At 44.4% G+C, this 13,442-nt stretch carries 10 protein-coding genes; 9 read left to right on the forward strand and 1 reads right to left on the reverse strand.

Annotation, left to right across the window (positions count from 1 at the left end; all coding sequences use genetic code 11):
• The first annotated feature begins 637 nt into the window (after positions 1–637).
• The 3 genes from K5Q73_RS03375 to K5Q73_RS03385 all read left to right on the forward strand — a co-directional run bounded on the left by K5Q73_RS03375 (position 638) and on the right by K5Q73_RS03385 (position 4,576).
• Positions 638–1,927 carry an NCS2 family permease gene (locus K5Q73_RS03375; RefSeq protein WP_220761599.1) on the forward strand — a complete coding sequence of 430 codons (1,290 nt, stop codon included), beginning with the start codon at positions 638–640 and terminating at the stop codon, positions 1,925–1,927.
• Between the two features lie 268 nt (positions 1,928–2,195).
• The gene (proB, locus tag K5Q73_RS03380) at positions 2,196–3,314 is read left to right on the forward strand and encodes a glutamate 5-kinase (RefSeq protein WP_220761601.1); all 1,119 of its coding nucleotides are present in this window, start codon (positions 2,196–2,198) and stop codon (positions 3,312–3,314) included.
• On the forward strand, positions 3,311–4,576 hold the full coding sequence (locus K5Q73_RS03385) for a glutamate-5-semialdehyde dehydrogenase (protein ID WP_220761603.1): 1,266 nt from the start codon (positions 3,311–3,313) through the stop codon (positions 4,574–4,576). The genes proB and K5Q73_RS03385 overlap by 4 nt, the downstream gene beginning before the upstream one ends.
• A 654-nt stretch (positions 4,577–5,230) precedes the next feature.
• Here K5Q73_RS03385 and K5Q73_RS03390 read toward each other — a convergent pair.
• Positions 5,231–6,145, reverse strand: coding sequence for a DMT family transporter (locus K5Q73_RS03390; RefSeq protein WP_220761605.1), 915 nt, complete (start codon positions 6,143–6,145; stop codon positions 5,231–5,233).
• 303 nt (positions 6,146–6,448) lie between these two features.
• Between K5Q73_RS03390 and dnaK the strand changes: the two genes are divergently transcribed.
• The 6 genes from dnaK (at position 6,449) to carA (ending at position 13,427) form a co-directional block, all read left to right on the forward strand.
• A complete protein-coding gene (gene dnaK / locus K5Q73_RS03395) occupies positions 6,449–8,365 on the forward strand; it encodes a molecular chaperone DnaK (protein ID WP_220761607.1) in 1,917 nt (638 codons plus the stop codon).
• An 89-nt stretch (positions 8,366–8,454) separates the two neighbouring features.
• Positions 8,455–9,585, forward strand: a complete 1,131-nt coding sequence (dnaJ, locus tag K5Q73_RS03400; RefSeq protein WP_012156300.1) for a molecular chaperone DnaJ — start codon at positions 8,455–8,457, stop codon at positions 9,583–9,585.
• 115 nt (positions 9,586–9,700) lie between these two features.
• Complete coding sequence (locus K5Q73_RS03405; RefSeq protein WP_220761609.1) at positions 9,701–10,501, forward strand: M48 family metallopeptidase; 801 nt, start codon at positions 9,701–9,703, stop codon at positions 10,499–10,501.
• A gap of 82 nt (positions 10,502–10,583) precedes the next feature.
• Positions 10,584–11,201 (forward strand): FKBP-type peptidyl-prolyl cis-trans isomerase, encoded by a 618-nt coding sequence (locus tag K5Q73_RS03410; RefSeq protein WP_220761611.1) that lies wholly within the window; start codon positions 10,584–10,586, stop codon positions 11,199–11,201.
• Between the two features lie 63 nt (positions 11,202–11,264).
• Positions 11,265–12,080: a 4-hydroxy-tetrahydrodipicolinate reductase gene (dapB, locus tag K5Q73_RS03415; RefSeq protein ID WP_220761613.1), complete on the forward strand. Its 816-nt coding sequence runs from the start codon at positions 11,265–11,267 to the stop codon at positions 12,078–12,080.
• 174 nt (positions 12,081–12,254) lie between these two features.
• A complete protein-coding gene (gene carA, locus K5Q73_RS03420; protein ID WP_220761615.1) occupies positions 12,255–13,427 on the forward strand; it encodes a glutamine-hydrolyzing carbamoyl-phosphate synthase small subunit in 1,173 nt (390 codons plus the stop codon).
• The last annotated feature ends 15 nt before the right edge of the window (positions 13,428–13,442 follow it).

Genomic DNA, 13,442 nt, shown 5'->3' on the forward strand with positions numbered 1-13,442 from the left:
GCGATATCAAGACCAATTGTAGTAATGTTCATAGTGGACCCGTCCTCTTTCTGATGAGTTTAAGCAACTACATCGTGGCCCATTGCGAGGCCGATTAAAAGTGGATGGGTCCATTCCATTATCCATGGAGGTCAGACGTGCTTGCGCGAGTCTCAGAAGTGTCTGCACATGCGCTGGCCGCAGGCCATTGAAACCACTGTTGTTGGATGTCACTCCAAGCCTAAAAATAACATTATGGCTATGTTGTATAGCCTCTTTGGGGCGGGCGAAGTGCCGCAATTTTAGTTGTTAGACGTAGTCTAACTTTCTCGTCGAAAACTCGACATACCAATTGTTATTAACAACAAAACAATCAGTTCGCTGAAGCTGGCTGAAGCAGAACCAAGTAACCACCGAGTTGCCAAACTCAAAAATAAACAAGCGTTTTAAATTACTGGTCTCTGACCTAAACCCTACGTATAATCGCTGCAAAATGTACATGTTGAACGGTTTGTGTACATATCTATGTTCGTACCTTGCTAACCTAGACTCATAAAAAAGCAAATCTTGATTGTTTGCTAAATAGAAAAGTCTTACTTAGGTTAGCAATGACTACACCCTACAAATCACAATAATAAAATCCAAGGGACTTAGTTCCATGTTAGAAAAATTATTCAAATTAAAACAAAATCAAACGACGTTAAAGCAAGAAGTGGTTGCGGGGTTAACGACCTTCTTGACTATGGCTTACATCATTTTTGTAAACCCTATGATGTTGGCCGATGCAGGCATGGATCATGGCGCGGTATTTGTGGCAACGTGTTTAGCTGCCGCTATAGGTTGTTTAGTGATGGGCTTAGTGGCTAACTACCCGATTGCGCTGGCACCGGGCATGGGGCTTAACGCTTTTTTCACTTATACGGTTGTTGGTGAGATGGGCTACTCATGGGAAACCGCTTTAGGCGCTGTATTCCTATCGGGGATCTGTTTTTTAGTCTTATCTTTAGTGCGCATCCGCGAGTGGATTGTTAATAGCATTCCTATGTCGTTGCGTATTGGTATTGCCGCGGGTATCGGCTTGTTCTTAGCCTTATTAGGCCTTAAAAGTGCAGGTATCGTGGTTTCTAGCCCGGCGACATTAGTGACTATGGGCGACATTACTTCATTTCCTGCCGTTATGGCGGCATTAGGCTTTTTCTTAATTATCGCCATGGTGCATCACGGAATGAAGTCTGCTGTGGTTATCAGTATTTTAGCGATTACCTTACTCGGCTTACTGTTTGGCGATGTGCAGTACCAAGGTATTGTTTCCGCGCCACCGTCAATTATGCCGACATTTATGAAGATGGACCTGTCTGGCGTGCTTGAAGTCAGCATGTTATCAGTGGTGTTTGCATTCTTGTTTGTCGATTTGTTTGATACCTCAGGCACCTTAGTAGCTGTCGCTCAGCGCGGTGGTTTTTTAGATGATAAAGGCCGCTTACCTCGCTTAAATCGCGCGTTAACTGCCGACAGCACGGCGACTATCGCCGGTGCTATGCTGGGTACCTCAACTACCACGAGTTATGTTGAAAGTACCGCTGGCGTCAGTGCTGGTGGCCGCACAGGCTTAACTGCGGTTGTTGTGGGAGTACTATTTTTAGGTGCGTTATTTATCTCGCCATTAGCGGGCATGGTGCCTGCGTACGCAACGGCGGGAACGCTATTTTACGTAGCAATTCTGATGATGTCTGGTCTAGTTCACGTTGAATGGGAAGATATTACCGAAGCCGCCCCAGTTGTGGTCGTGTGCATATTAATGCCGCTGACCTTCTCGATTGCAACTGGAATAGCGATGGGCTTTATCTCATATGCAGTCATTAAGTTAATGAGTGGTCGTTATAAAGATTTAAGCCTAGGCGTGGTGATTTTAGCTGCATTGTTTATTGCTAAATTTATCTATGGCTAACAGCGCTTATTAGCCGCGACTTTGCTGACTAAAAGCCACACTGAGTGTGGCTTTTTTTATTCAGTGTTTAACAGTTTCTTCGGCGACTATATATGCGTGGCTGTTAAAAATTCTCGCGTTTAATTTCATCGTTCTGCTAAATTTCCTTAAAATATTATGAGATATCACTAAATCCGGCTTTTTTTTTGGTTTCTTTGTTGGTGCTTACTACCAATTCAAACCTAGATTGGGTATAAGGATTTATTCAATGTAATTTTGTTAGCAAATAATGAACTTAAGTGAGATTGGCTACCGCCGCGTAGTGGTTAAATTGGGAACAAGTGTACTGACATCTGGCAGCTTAAAGCTGGATAAAGCGCACATGGTTGAATTAGCAAGACAGATGGCCTGCTTGATGAAAGCGGGTGTCGAAGTCGTATTGTGTACTTCTGGTGCGATAGCTGCAGGTAAAGAGCATTTAGGCTACCCCCAATTACCCGATACCATAGCGAGTAAGCAATTACTGGCAGCTGTCGGTCAAAGTCAGTTAATCCTTGCTTGGTCTCAGTTGTTTAGTATTTACGGCTTGCATGTTGGTCAGCTGCTACTTACTCGTGCCGACTTGCATGATAGAGAGCGTTACCTAAATGCTAGGGATTCACTCAATGCTCTGCTTAACAATGGCATTATCCCAATCATTAATGAAAATGACGCCGTAGCGACTGCTGAAATTAAAGTAGGCGACAATGATAATTTGTCAGCTCGGGCAGCCTTGTTATGCGATGCGGATTTATTGATCCTATTGACGGATCAGAAAGGCCTATTCGATGCCGATCCGCGTAAAAATCCTGATGCAAAGTTAATTACCGAAGTACAGAATATCGATGATAGCCTGCGTATGTTGGCGGGCGGTGCGGTTTCTGGTCTAGGAACAGGTGGCATGGCGACTAAATTGGAAGCTGCCGATATTGCGCGCCGCGCAGGTATTGAAGTGGTTATTGCCTCGGGCCATCACAAAGATGTGATCCAAAATGTAGTGTGTAAAAAGTCTATTGGAACTCACTTTACTGCACTTGAACATCCGTTAGAGAGTCGCAAGCAATGGATCTTAGCAGGACCAAAGGCGCGTGGTCAGCTGGTCATCGATACTGGTGCTATTGGCGCGGTCACTGAAAAGGGCAGAAGTTTGCTTTCTAAAGGGATCACTGAGGTCAAAGGAATATTTCAGCGTGGTGATACCATTGAGCTGATTGATAATAACGGCAAGGTATACGCAAAAGGCATGAGCCGTTACAGCTCTGCTGATGTGACTAAGGTTGCAGGTAAGCACTCCGATAGTATCGAAGAAGTGCTTGGATATGATTATGGTGATGCAGTGGTTCATCGCAACGACATGGTGGTGTTATGAATAACGACGAATATTTAACGGCTTTAGGGCAAAACGCTAAACAGGCGAGTTATGCTTTAGCCACGTTATCGGGTCAGCAAAAGTCAGCGTTACTTCGCTGTATCGCAAATAAACTGACAGCAGCAAAAGATGACATTGTTGCAGCCAATCAGCAAGATGTGGCCGATGCTAAGGCTAATGGCCTATCGGATGCGATGATTGATCGTCTGTTACTCGATGAAACTAGACTCATGGGCGTAATTGCTGACATCGATAACGTAATCGGCTTGACCGACCCGGTTGGTAGCGAAATCGATAGTCGTTTGTTAGATAATGGTTTGCGTTTATCTCGTCGCCGGGTGCCTTTGGGCGTGATTGGTGTTATTTATGAAGCGCGTCCGAATGTGACTGTCGATATCGCAGTATTAGCATTAAAAACCGGTAATGCGGTTATTCTACGTGGCGGTAAAGAGACGCTATCATCGAACAAAGCACTTTGTAAGGTGATCCGCTCAGCCATGGTTGAGCAAGGTTTATCAGAAGATTGCGTACAGTTGATTGATAACCCAGATAGAGCCTTAGTCTCAGGCCTGTTAAAACTCGATAAATATGTTGATATGATCGTGCCACGCGGCGGCCAAAACCTGCAGCGTTTATGCGCCGAGCAAGCCACTATTCCGGTGATCTTGGGTGGTATTGGTATTTGTCATATCTATGTGGATGCCGCGGCCAACCTTGAAAAAGCGGTTGCTGTGATTGAAAACGCCAAAGTGCAACGTCCAACGGTATGTAATGCGCTTGATACTGTGCTTATCCATGCAAGCCATGCCAACGCTTTCATTCCTGGTTTAGCTAAACATCTTAGTGGTTTAGGTGTGAAGTTCTACGGCTGTGAGCAGACACAAGCCATTCTTGGCGCTGAGAAGATTGAGGTTTCAGCAGCAGATGATGAAAGTTTCTCGACTGAATGGCTATCCTTAACGCTGGGGATCAAGGTTGTTGCTGATCTGCAAAGCGCTGTTGAGCATATTCGCACCTTCTCAAGCGGCCACTCAGAGTCGATTTTAACCGACAATATTCATACAGCCAGTGAGTTTATGAATGCGGTAGATTCGGCCGCTGTGTATGTCAATGCTAGCACCCGCTTTACCGATGGTGGTGAGTTTGGCTTAGGCGCTGAAGTGGCTGTAAGCACCCAAAAACTGCATGCGCGAGGACCTATGGGTCTAGAAGCGTTGACCACTTATAAGTGGTTAGCCTGGGGCGACTACACTGTTCGTTAATGGATTTTGTAAGCCAATATAAAAAAGCCGCCTTGAGCGGCTTTTTTATTTGCTTTAAATCGATTTTGATACGCGAGTATCAGGCCAGCCCGCTAAACATGGGCAAGCTTAATATGTGTTCTTAGTCGATGCTCTTAATATGTGATTTTAGTATGTGACGATCTGATGGACGTATAACACCAAATAAGTAATGGTCATTAATACGGTATAGATCCTAAAGGGTTTGAGCACGTCCCGCATATGAAAGAAATGCCGGTATCTATTCTCACGGGTAAAATAGAGCGATGGGATCAAAAAGAAACAGTAAAGAAAAGCAAAGTACCAAGAATAAGACCGCCCCAGCTGTAATTCATTTAATAGCATTGCAACGGCTATTAACATTGAAGTTAACCTGATAAATCCTGTTACTTTGGGTTGTCTAAAAAACTTAAGTGCATCCATATATTTGTAATACATAACTAATATCCATTTTGTTACGCAGTTGTTGTTTATACATGTGCTTTATTAGATTTACAATTGGCTTTACAAAAAAGTCACCTTTCTTGCTTTTGATTTAAGCCTTCATTGAAGTTTAGCCTAAAAAATTTTGTTAATAAGACAAAAAAGCCGAACACTAGGTTCGGCTTGATATGTTTAATTGCTCAATTAAGGTGCTTAAACTGATATGCGTTTTCTTGTGCGCCATTGACCGACTTTAGGCAATATTTGTTGCAGTACCAATGCAAATATAATTAAGCTTAGGCCTATGTAGGTCGACTTCTCGATACTCTCTTGTAAGATCCAAGCAATAAAGCCTATCGACATCACTGGGGTGATAAACACCAGGGTGCTGATACTGGCTGTACGCTCAGCCTTCTTTAAGGCGACAAGCCAAAGCACAAAGGTCACGCCCATTTCAAATAAGCCGACGTAGACGCCCGCGAATAATGCCTTCATGTCCCAAACGGGTAGAGACTGAGTCATAAGTAGTGCGACAACAATAAAAGGCAAGCCCACTAAAAAACTCAGTAATAGGCTAACAACGGGATCGCCTTTATCTTTGGTATTGACTATCCAGTAGAGCGACCAGAGCACAGTGCTTGTTAGCGCCAATGCAACACCAGTCATGCTTTCAAACTGAAAGTTAGTGATATTGCCTTTCGTAGCGATAAAGAACACTCCACAATAGGCCACCAATGCGGCGGTAATGTCACTCTTTCTCAATTTCTGACCAAGTAAAGGCACCGACAGCAAGGGTAATAATATAGCCCAGGTGTAATTAAGAGATAAGGCTTGTTGAGCTGGTAAAAGGTCATAGGCCTTAAACAGAACCAAGTAATATAAGAACGGGTTCAGTAACCCCGTTTGAAGATAGAATAAGGGTCTTTTTAGAAATTGCTGTTTGATCAGTGGCAACTTTCTCTGGGCGATTAGAATTACGCCAAGAGCAAATATTGATGTTGTGACAGCGACAAACACCAATTGCAGCGGAGTATAGTGTGCCAACGCTAACTTAAAAGCCGTTGCGACGGTTGACCATAAGAATATGGCACCGATACCAAACAGATATGCTTGATGGGATGATTTCATTTACTTCTCGACAAAATGAGATGACAACTAAGCGCAGATGATCCATGGAAGATCAAACTAATGCGCTACCTCTTAGATTGTATTCATTATACGTTTTCGCCGATTTTGCTAACGAGTCACAGATCAAATTAATGCATTCTTAAGATAATTTTTAAATTCTCCCTTGTATTCATTCTAAACGTCCCAATATAGGGGTTAAGAGACGATTTGGGATGAAAAAAAAGACTTGAAAAGCATTCGGTCTATCCCCATTTCAATAACCAGATAACGAATTTAGTATTTAAAAGTTTTTCGGAGGACTCCATGGGTAGAATTATTGGTATCGATTTAGGCACAACGAACTCTTGTGTTGCAGTATTAGATGGCGACAAAGCGCGCGTGATAGAGAATGCTGAAGGCGATCGTACTACACCCTCAATCATCGCATACACTGCTGATGAAACTTTAGTTGGTCAGTCTGCAAAGCGTCAGGCTGTAACAAACCCAACAAACACAGTTTTTGCTATTAAGCGTCTTATTGGCCGTCGTTTTAAAGATGACGAAGTCCAGCGTGACGTTGATATCATGCCATTCAAAATCATCGGCGCTGACAACGGCGACGCATGGGTTGAAGCGCAAGGCAAGAAAATGGCTCCACCACAAATCTCTGCTGAAATCTTGAAAAAGATGAAGAAGACTGCAGAAGATTACTTAGGTGAAGAAGTAACAGAAGCGGTTATTACTGTTCCTGCTTACTTTAACGATTCACAACGTCAAGCAACTAAAGATGCGGGTCGCATCGCGGGTCTTGAAGTTAAGCGTATCATCAACGAGCCAACAGCTGCTGCACTAGCTTACGGTATCGATAAGAAGCAAGGCGACAATATCGTTGCTGTATATGACTTAGGTGGTGGTACATTCGATATCTCTATCATCGAAATCGACAGCGTTGATGGCGAGCAAACTTTCGAAGTACTTGCTACAAACGGTGATACTCACTTAGGTGGTGAAGATTTTGATAACCGTATGATTAAGTATCTTGCTGACGAGTTCAAAAAAGAGCAAGGTCTTGACCTACGTAACGATCCACTCGCTATGCAGCGTCTAAAAGAAGCAGCTGAAAAAGCTAAGATCGAACTATCAAGCACAAGCCAAACTGAAGTTAACCTGCCTTACATCACTGCTGATGCAACAGGTCCTAAGCACTTAGTGGTAAAAATCACTCGTGCAAAACTTGAGTCACTAGTTGAAGACTTAATCAAGCGTTCTTTAGAGCCTCTAAAAGTTGCTCTAGCCGATGCTGACCTATCTGTTTCAGATATCAACGAGGTTATCCTTGTTGGTGGTCAGACTCGTATGCCTAAAGTTCGTGAAGAAGTTTCTGCATTCTTCGGTAAAGAACTACGTCAAGACGTTAACCCAGACGAAGCGGTTGCTATCGGTGCTGCGGTTCAAGCGGGCGTACTATCAGGCGACGTTAAAGACGTATTGCTACTAGACGTTACTCCACTATCTCTAGGTATTGAGACTATGGGTAGCGTAATGACTAAGCTTATCGAGAAGAACACCACTATCCCGACTAAAGCTTCACAAACTTTCTCGACTGCTGACGACAACCAAAGTGCTGTGACAATTCACGTACTTCAAGGTGAGCGTAAGCAATCAAGCGGTAACAAGTCTCTAGGTCAATTCAACCTAGAAGGTATTGAAGCGGCTCCACGCGGCATGCCACAAATTGAAGTTGCTTTCGACATCGATGCTGACGGTATCTTGCATGTATCTGCTACAGACAAGAAGACTGGCAAAGCACAAAACATCACCATTAAAGCCTCTTCAGGCCTAAGTGATGAAGAAGTTGAAGCTATGGTTCGTGACGCTGAAGCACACGCTGACGAAGATGCTAAGTTCGAAGAACTAGTTCAAGCGCGTAACCAAGCAGACGGCATGGTTCATGGCACTAAGAAGCAAATCGAAGAAGCGGGCGAAGCACTACCTGCGGACGAGAAAGAGAAGATTGAAGCTGCAATGGCTAACGTTGAAACTGCTGTTAAAGGCAATGACAAAGAAGCGATTGAAAAGTCTACTCAAGAGTTAATGGAAGCGTCTTCTAAACTAATGGAAATCGCTCAAGCTAAAGCGCAAGCACAACAAGGTCAACCAGAAGGCGAAGCACAATCTGCTAAGCAAGATGATGACGTAGTTGACGCTGAGTTTGAAGAAGTTAAAGACGACAAAAAATAATGACGGGTAACTCCTAAATTATTGTAGCGGGCGTTATGAGGAAACTCTAACGCCCGTTTGTGCAACTTTAGCTAAAGAAATTAAACATTATGTCAAAGCGCGATTATTACGAAGTATTAGGTGTCGGACGTGACACTAGCGAACGCGAAATTAAGAAAGCTTATAAGCGTTTAGCAATGAAATTTCACCCAGACCGTAATCCGGGTGACAAGGAAGCAGAAGCTAACTTTAAAGAAGTTAAAGAAGCTTATGAAATCTTAACCGATAGCGATAAGAAAGCGGCTTATGATCAGTTTGGTCATGCAGGCGTTGATCCTAATCGTGGCGGTGGTGGTTACGGTGGCAGCGCTGATTTTGGCGATGTGTTCGGCGATGTATTTGGTGATATCTTCGGTGGCGGACGCCGCGGTGGTCAACGTCAAGCAGCGCGCGGTAGCGATTTGCGTTACAACCTTGAATTGTCTCTTGAAGAAGCGGTTCGTGGTTTAACTAAAGAATTGCGTATTCCAACTCTTGCAGCTTGTGACTCTTGTGACGGTAGCGGAGCTAAGAAAGGCTCTTCGCCAACCACTTGTGGTACCTGTCATGGTCAAGGCCAAGTACAGATGCGTCAAGGTTTCTTCGCAGTACAGCAAGCCTGTCCTACCTGTCATGGCCGTGGCAAGATCATCAAAGATCCTTGTAACAAGTGTCATGGTGAAGGTCGCGTTGAAAAGAGCAAAACCTTATCTGTTAAGATCCCAGCCGGTGTTGATACGGGCGATCGCATTCGTCTATCTGGCGAAGGTGAAGCGGGCGAGTACGGCGCACCTCCTGGCGACCTATACGTACAAGTTAGCGTGCGCGAACATGCTATCTTCCAGCGTGATGGCAACAACCTTTATTGTGAAGTGCCTATCTCGTTCAGCAAGGCAGCCCTAGGCGGCGAGATTGAAGTGCCAACACTAGATGGAAAAGTGAATCTTAAGATCCCTGCTGAAACGCAAACCGGTCGTATGTTCCGTATGCGCGGTAAGGGTGTTAAGTCAGTTCGCAGCCATGCTGTTGGTGACTTGCTATGTAAGGTTGTAATGGAAACGCCTGTTAACCTTAACGAGCGCCAAAAAGAGCTACTTCGTGAATTTGAAGACACCCTAACTGGTCAGTCAAAGAAGCACAGCCCAAAGGCTGAAGGTTTCTTCGATGGTGTTAAGAAGTTTTTTCAAGATCTGAATAGCTAATAACGATTCAAATCGTTATATACTTTTAAGCCTCGCAATCGCGGGGCTTTTTATTATCTGAAACTCGGTAAGAAACTAGAGAGTTAAAAGACTACAAAATAGAGGTTAGCAATATATGAAAGGAATACTATTACTGCTAAGCAGCGTGCTGCTGTTGACGGGCTGTGCAACCACACAATCGCCGACGGGCCGTGGACAAACTCTGCTGTTTTCTCAACAAGAGATGACAGAACTCGGTGATTCTTCTTTTGCACAGATAAAGCAGCAAGAGCAGGCTAGCCAAGATAAAGCGGTAAACAGCTATGTTAACTGCGTCGCCAATAGAATTACTCGGGCATTACCGGATCAAAGCTTACCCTGGGAAGTGGTGGTGTTTGAGTCCGAGCAAGTTAACGCCTTTGCCCTGCCAGGTGGCCATATCGGTGTATACACCGGCTTGCTTGACGTCGCGGTGACTGCAGACCAACTTGCCACTGTTATTGGTCATGAAGTGGCACATGTTCTGGCCAATCACAGCAATGAGCAGGTATCAAGGGCGCAAATGACAGGCGCAGGTATGCAACTAGCCGACTTAGCCTTAGGTGCAGGCGGGATTGCAGATAAAGAGTTGTACATGGCGGCATTAGGTTTAGGCGTGCAGGTGGGCTACATCTTACCTTATGGTCGCAGCCAAGAATCTGAAGCCGACGTTATCGGTGTAGAGCTGATGGCAAAAGCAGGTTTTGATCCGGCTGCGAGCGTAGACCTGTGGAAAAACATGTCAAAGGCCGGTGGAGAGCAGGGACCAGAGCTACTTTCTACGCATCCATCACACGGACAACGCATCGCACAATTGCAACAAATGCAGGCTAAAGCACAGCCTTTATATCAAGCAAATAAACCGAGTGTGAAAAATACTTGCCAAAGGCCAAAATAGCTACAGTTTTTAGGGCAATATCACAGAAATTATGATAAAGTTCGGCGCGAAAATTCATTGAATCATTGAGAGTACAATCATTATGTCTGATAAGTTCAGTACAATTGAAGGTCAAGCAAGCTACGGTGTTGGTCGTCAACTAGGTGAGCAACTAGCCGCTAACTCGTTTGAAGGTATCGATATTTCTGCTGTTCAATTGGGTCTATCTGACGCATTCGAAGGTAAAGAAAGCGTTGTATCTATGCAAGATATGCAAATTGCATTCACTGAAATCAGCCAACGTATCCAGAAAGTTCAAGAAGCTGCTGCAGCTGCTGCATCTGAAGAAGGTGATAAGTACCTTGCAGACAATGGCGCACGTGAAGGCGTTGTAACTTTGGATTCAGGTCTACAATACGAAATCATTACTGAAGGTAATGGTGACAAGCCTGGTTACGACTCTACAGTACGTACTCACTACCACGGTACTTTCATCTCTGGTGACGTATTCGATAGCTCTGTTGCTCGTGGTGAGCCAGCTGAATTCCCAGTTTCAGGCGTTATCGCTGGTTGGACTGAAGCACTACAACTTATGCCTACAGGTTCTAAGTGGAGACTGTTCGTACCACAGCACCTAGCATACGGTGAGCGTGGCGCTGGCGCTGCGATCCCACCATATTCAACTTTGGTATTCGAAGTTGAGTTATTAGATATTCTCTAATAAACATAATAAGCCTAAGTTAATACTTAGGCTTTTTTTTGACATTTGCAGGGAGAGACTGAGATGACTGAACGAGTAAGAGTTGCAATCACCGGTGGCAGTGGCCGCATGGGACGTACTCTTATTGAAGCGGCTAAGCAAAATGAATTCATTTTGTTAGGCGCAGCGATTGAGCGTGCTGGTTCGACCCTAATGGGTGTCGATGCGGGCGAACTTGCTGGTGTTGGTGCTATGAATGTTGCTATCACCGACTCACTCGATAAAGCGGTAGATGATTTTGATGTGCTTATCGATTTTACCTCACCAGAAGCTTCTGTAGTGCATACAGACTGGTGTGCGAGAAATGGCAAAGCAATCGTTATCGGTACTACCGGGTTCAATCATGCTCAAAAAGAGCAAATCTCAGCCTATGCTGATCAGATCCCTATTGTAATGGCGCCTAATATGGCTGTTGGCGTTAACCTAATGTGGAAGCTGCTTGAAGTTGCTGCCGAGGTGATGGGTCATTACAGTGATATTGAGATCATTGAAGGTCACCATAGATATAAGAAAGATGCCCCCTCAGGAACAGCACTTAAGATGGGCGAAGTCATTGCCGAAACCTTAGGGCGTGATCTTGAGAAGTGCGCAGTTTATGGCCGTGAAGGCATTACCGGTGAGCGCGATAGAGGCACCATAGGTTTCGCGACTGTGCGTGCTGGTGACATAGTGGGTGAGCACACTGCGCTATTTGCCGATATCGGCGAGCGTTTAGAGATCACTCATAAAGCGTCTAGCCGTATGACCTTTGCCAATGGCGCAATGCGTGCGGCAACTTGGTTAGTTGAGCAAAATGCAGGGCTCTACGATATGCAGCAAGTCTTAGGCTTGAAAGCATAATTATTTAAAACCGCTATTAGCGGTTTTTTTTTGCTAAAAAATTTTTTTGACAAATTTCTTATCTGTACTATGGACAGGTTTTGGTTTTACATATAAAATCGGCGGAATTTGTCAAAATTTTGCATTTTAGCGAAAGTTGGTATTTTAAAAACATATAAAAAACAATTAATTTCAATGATTTGGCTCTTTCCGGAGGTCGCGTTGACAAAGTCTGCCTTACTCGTACTTGAAGATGGAACAATTTTTTCTGGCACTGCAATTGGTGCTGAAGGGATGTCTGTTGGTGAAGTAGTATTTAACACTTCAATGACTGGTTACCAAGAAATTTTGACTGATCCATCATATTCACGTCAAATGGTCACCCTCACTTATCCACATATTGGTAATACTGGTACCAATGAAGAAGATACAGAATCTGATTCTGTTCATGCTTGTGGCCTTATCATTCGAGACTTGCCATTAGTGGCAAGTAACTTTCGAAATCAGCAATCTTTAAGCGATTATTTGATCGCTAACAACGTTGTTGGCATTGCTGATATCGATACTCGTAAATTAACTCGTATCCTACGTGAAAAAGGCGCCCAAGCCGGTTGCATCATGGTTGGTGATTTAGATGAAGCTAAAGCGCTAGCTGCAGCTAAAGCCTTCCCTGGTCTTAAAGGCATGGATTTAGCTAAAGAAGTCACCACAAACGAAACATACTCATGGCGCAGCGGTAGCTGGCGTTTAGTTGGCGGTTTGCCATCTGACACTCCTGAAGCTGAGCTTAAGTATAAAGTGGTCGCCTACGACTATGGTGTTAAGCGCAACATCCTACGTATGTTGGTTGACCGCGGTTGTGATGTGACTGTGGTACCTGCACAAACTCCTGCGAGCGAAGTGCTTGCAATGAATCCTGATGGGGTTTTCCTATCGAACGGTCCTGGTGACCCAGAGCCATGTGATTATGCTATTGCTGCAATCCAAGAGATCTTAAAAACAGACATTCCTGTTTTTGGTATCTGTTTGGGTCACCAGTTACTAGCGCTAGCTTCAGGTGCTAAAACACTGAAAATGAAGTTCGGTCACCATGGTGCTAACCACCCAGTGAGCAATATCGAGCAAGGTAATGTGATGATCACCAGCCAAAACCACGGTTTTGCCGCTGATGAAGCAACTTTACCAGCCAACATTAAAGTGACTCACAAGTCACTGTTTGATGGCTCTTTGCAAGGTATTCACCTAACTGATAAGCCTGCATTTAGTTTCCAAGGCCACCCAGAGGCGAGCCCTGGACCACACGATGCTGCGCCATTATTCAATCACTTCATCGATTTGATTGAGTTGTACCGTAAAAACGCCAAGTAGTAAATTCACCGGGAG

It is taken from the genome of Shewanella sp. MBTL60-112-B2, assembly GCF_019655055.1.
Lineage (GTDB): Bacteria > Pseudomonadota > Gammaproteobacteria > Enterobacterales > Shewanellaceae > Shewanella.

Excerpts from the sequence above, each read along its gene's own strand:
- K5Q73_RS03375 (WP_220761599.1), top strand. The coding sequence starts at position 638 with ATGTTAGAAAAATTATTCAAATTAAAACAAAATCAAACGACGTTAAAG.
- proB (WP_220761601.1), top strand. The coding sequence starts at position 2,196 with ATGAACTTAAGTGAGATTGGCTACCGCCGCGTAGTGGTTAAATTGGGA.
- K5Q73_RS03385 (WP_220761603.1), top strand. The coding sequence starts at position 3,311 with ATGAATAACGACGAATATTTAACGGCTTTAGGGCAAAACGCTAAACAG.
- K5Q73_RS03390 (WP_220761605.1), bottom strand. The coding sequence starts at position 6,145 with ATGAAATCATCCCATCAAGCATATCTGTTTGGTATCGGTGCCATATTC.
- dnaK (WP_220761607.1), top strand. The coding sequence starts at position 6,449 with ATGGGTAGAATTATTGGTATCGATTTAGGCACAACGAACTCTTGTGTT.
- dnaJ (WP_012156300.1), top strand. The coding sequence starts at position 8,455 with ATGTCAAAGCGCGATTATTACGAAGTATTAGGTGTCGGACGTGACACT.
- K5Q73_RS03405 (WP_220761609.1), top strand. The coding sequence starts at position 9,701 with ATGAAAGGAATACTATTACTGCTAAGCAGCGTGCTGCTGTTGACGGGC.
- K5Q73_RS03410 (WP_220761611.1), top strand. The coding sequence starts at position 10,584 with ATGTCTGATAAGTTCAGTACAATTGAAGGTCAAGCAAGCTACGGTGTT.
- dapB (WP_220761613.1), top strand. The coding sequence starts at position 11,265 with ATGACTGAACGAGTAAGAGTTGCAATCACCGGTGGCAGTGGCCGCATG.
- carA (WP_220761615.1), top strand. The coding sequence starts at position 12,255 with ATGATTTGGCTCTTTCCGGAGGTCGCGTTGACAAAGTCTGCCTTACTC.